This is a genomic window from Limnobacter sp. MED105 (assembly GCF_000170915.1).
Classification (GTDB): Bacteria; Pseudomonadota; Gammaproteobacteria; order Burkholderiales; family Burkholderiaceae_B; genus Limnobacter.
The window spans coordinates 1-2,543 of record NZ_ABCT01000039.1; the positions used below are offsets into that span (position 1 = coordinate 1).

6 protein-coding genes are annotated in these 2,543 nt (G+C 49.3%); all 6 read left to right on the forward strand.

Annotated elements, in window-relative coordinates:
* Nucleotides 1–231 precede the first annotated feature (231 nt).
* Nucleotides 232–648: a 50S ribosomal protein L16 gene (gene rplP, locus LMED105_RS15825; protein WP_008253343.1), complete on the forward strand. Its 417-nt coding sequence runs from the start codon at nt 232–234 to the stop codon at nt 646–648.
* Between the two features lie 3 nt (nt 649–651).
* Nucleotides 652–846 carry a 50S ribosomal protein L29 gene (rpmC, locus tag LMED105_RS15830; RefSeq protein ID WP_008253344.1) on the forward strand — a complete coding sequence of 65 codons (195 nt, stop codon included), beginning with the start codon at nt 652–654 and terminating at the stop codon, nt 844–846.
* Nucleotides 843–1,115 (forward strand): 30S ribosomal protein S17, encoded by a 273-nt coding sequence (gene rpsQ, locus LMED105_RS15835; protein WP_008253346.1) that lies wholly within the window; start codon nt 843–845, stop codon nt 1,113–1,115. Before rpmC ends, rpsQ begins: the two co-directional genes overlap by 4 nt.
* A 108-nt stretch (nt 1,116–1,223) precedes the next feature.
* Entirely contained in the window at nt 1,224–1,592 is a 369-nt protein-coding gene (gene rplN / locus LMED105_RS15840; protein WP_008253348.1) for a 50S ribosomal protein L14, read from the forward strand.
* A 7-nt stretch (nt 1,593–1,599) separates the two neighbouring features.
* On the forward strand, nt 1,600–1,914 hold the full coding sequence (gene rplX / locus LMED105_RS15845) for a 50S ribosomal protein L24 (protein WP_008253350.1): 315 nt from the start codon (nt 1,600–1,602) through the stop codon (nt 1,912–1,914).
* Between the two features lie 10 nt (nt 1,915–1,924).
* A complete protein-coding gene (gene rplE / locus LMED105_RS15850; protein WP_008253351.1) occupies nt 1,925–2,464 on the forward strand; it encodes a 50S ribosomal protein L5 in 540 nt (179 codons plus the stop codon).
* Nucleotides 2,465–2,543: the final 79 nt, after the last annotated feature.

Genomic DNA, 2,543 nt, shown 5'->3' on the forward strand with positions numbered 1-2,543 from the left:
GTATCAAGGTTTGGGTGTACAAAGGTGACACATTGGTCGCGGAGATGTTGCGGCGGCACCAGTTGAGGCAGAAAAAGAAGAGCGTCGTCCGCGTCGTCCTTCTACTCGTCCAGCCGGAGCAGGTGCACGCAAGGCGCGTAAACCCGAAGGTGCTAGCGCAGCAGCTAGTGGTTCAAACAAAGAGGAAGGCGCTGCCAGCACTTCCTCAGAACAGTAATCTAGGAGCGCATGATGTTACAGCCATCACGTCGCAAATATAGAAAAGAACACAAAGGCCGTAATACTGGTCTGGCCACACGTGGTGCAAGTGTTTCTTTTGGTGTTTACGGTCTGAAGTCCACTGGCCGCGGTCGCTTGACTGCACGCCAGATTGAGTCAGCTCGTCGCGCCATGGTTCGTCACATTAAACGTGGCGGTAAGATTTGGATCCGCGTGTTCCCGGACAAGCCAATTACCAACAAACCTGCGGAAGTTCGTATGGGTAACGGTAAAGGTAGCGTTGAGTTTTATGTGGCTGAGATTCAGCCAGGTAAAGTACTTTACGAGATGGACGGTGTGAGTGAAGAGTTGGCGCGTGAGGCGTTCCGCCTAGCGGCTGCCAAGTTGCCTCTTCCTTGCGTGTTCGTAACACGTCAGATTGGGAGTTAAGCAATGAAAGCTTCTGAATTGCGCGGCAAAAGCGCTGCAGAATTGACGAAAGAGTTGGAAGAGTTGTTGCGTGCGCAGTTTTCATTGCGCATGCAGGCTGCTACGCAGCAGCTGACCAACAACTCCCAGTTGGCAAAAGTACGTAAAGACATCGCACGTGTCAAAACGGTGATGACTCAATCGAAGAGGTCCGCATGAGCACCGAAGCGAAAGTAAGTTTGAAGCGCACCTTGGTAGGTCGCGTTGTCAGTGACAAGATGACCAAATCGGTCGTGGTGATGGTTGAAAACCGTATCAAGCACCCGATTTACGGCAAGTATATTGTTAAGTCTCACAAGTACACTGCCCATGACGAAAGCAATGAAGTTGGTGAGGGTGACCTGGTTGAGATCTGTGAAGGTCGTCCTATCTCCAAGACAAAATCTTGGAGTGTGACCAAAGTGTTGGAGAAAGCGAAAATCATTTGATTTTTGTCTTGCTCAAGTAATTCAAGCCTGCTAATATAGCAGGCTATCTTTTCAACCCTTGCGGGACCAAAACTGGTTGCGAAAGCAATTAAGTTGGTTTGACAATCCATGATACAAATGCAATCACGGCTAGATGTGGCCGACAACACGGGTGCGCGTTCTGTAATGTGCATCAAGGTTCTTGGTGGTTCCAAGCGCCGTTACGCGGGCATTGGTGACATCATCAAGGTGTCCATTAAGGATGCGGCCCCTCGCGGTCGCGTCAAGAAAGGCGAAATTTACAACGCAGTGGTCGTTCGTACGGCTAAGGGCGTTCGTCGTCCAGATGGCGCGTTGATTAAATTCGATAGCAACGCAGCGGTTTTGTTGAATGCAAAACTTGAACCCATCGGTACCCGTATTTTTGGCCCAGTGACACGTGAGCTTCGCAATGAAAAGTTCATGAAAATCGTGTCGCTGGCACCAGAAGTTCTGTGAGGTAAATATGAACAAAATTCGCAAAGGCGATGAAGTGCTGGTTCTTAACGGCAAGTTCAAGGGGAAGAAAGGCGTTGTGCTTTCCCGTGTGAATGATGAATACCTTCTGGTAGAAGGCGTCAATATCGTTAAGAAGCATCAAAAGCCAAATCCTATGAAGGGAGATGTTGGTGGTGTTGTTGATAAAACAATGCCCATCCACCAGTCCAATGTCAGCTTGTTTGACAAAGAGACAGGTAAGCCATCTCGTGTAGCCATCAAGCAGGTGGATGGCAAGTCCGTGCGGGTACTGGTGAAAACCGGCGCTCAGTTGGCAAACTAAGGGGGCCGTCGTGTCACGTTTTCAAGAGTTTTATAGAAACGAAGTGATTGGTCAGTTGACCAAGCAGTTTGGTTATAAGTCGGTGATGGAAGTTCCTCGTATTACCAAAATTACCCTGAATATGGGTGTGGGTGAGGCCGTCAATGACAAGAAGATCATTGAGCACGCTGTTGGTGATTTGACTAAAATCGCTGGCCAGAAGCCGGTGGTGACGAAGGCCAAAAAGGCGATTGCCGGTTTCAAGATTCGCGAAGGTTACCCAGTAGGTTGTATGGTAACTCTGCGCGGAGACCGCATGTATGAATTCCTGGATCGTTTGGTAACGATCGCGTTTCCTCGTGTACGCGACTTCCGTGGGGTGTCTGGCAAATCTTTCGATGGCCGTGGCAACTACAACATTGGTATCAAAGAACAGATTATTTTCCCTGAGATTGAGTACGACAAAATCGACGCACTTCGGGGTCTCAACATCAGCGTAACTACGACAGCGCGTACCAACGATGAAGCCAAGGCTTTGTTGACCGCTTTCAAGTTCCCGTTCCGTAACTGAGGTGTGACGTGGCAAAACTAGCTTTGATTAATCGTGAGAAAAAGCGCGCAGCACTGGTCAAGAAGTACTCGGCCAAGCG

Excerpts from the sequence above, each read along its gene's own strand:
- rplN (WP_008253348.1), top strand. The coding sequence starts at position 1,224 with ATGATACAAATGCAATCACGGCTAGATGTGGCCGACAACACGGGTGCG.
- rpsQ (WP_008253346.1), top strand. The coding sequence starts at position 843 with ATGAGCACCGAAGCGAAAGTAAGTTTGAAGCGCACCTTGGTAGGTCGC.
- rplX (WP_008253350.1), top strand. The coding sequence starts at position 1,600 with ATGAACAAAATTCGCAAAGGCGATGAAGTGCTGGTTCTTAACGGCAAG.
- rpmC (WP_008253344.1), top strand. The coding sequence starts at position 652 with ATGAAAGCTTCTGAATTGCGCGGCAAAAGCGCTGCAGAATTGACGAAA.
- rplP (WP_008253343.1), top strand. The coding sequence starts at position 232 with ATGTTACAGCCATCACGTCGCAAATATAGAAAAGAACACAAAGGCCGT.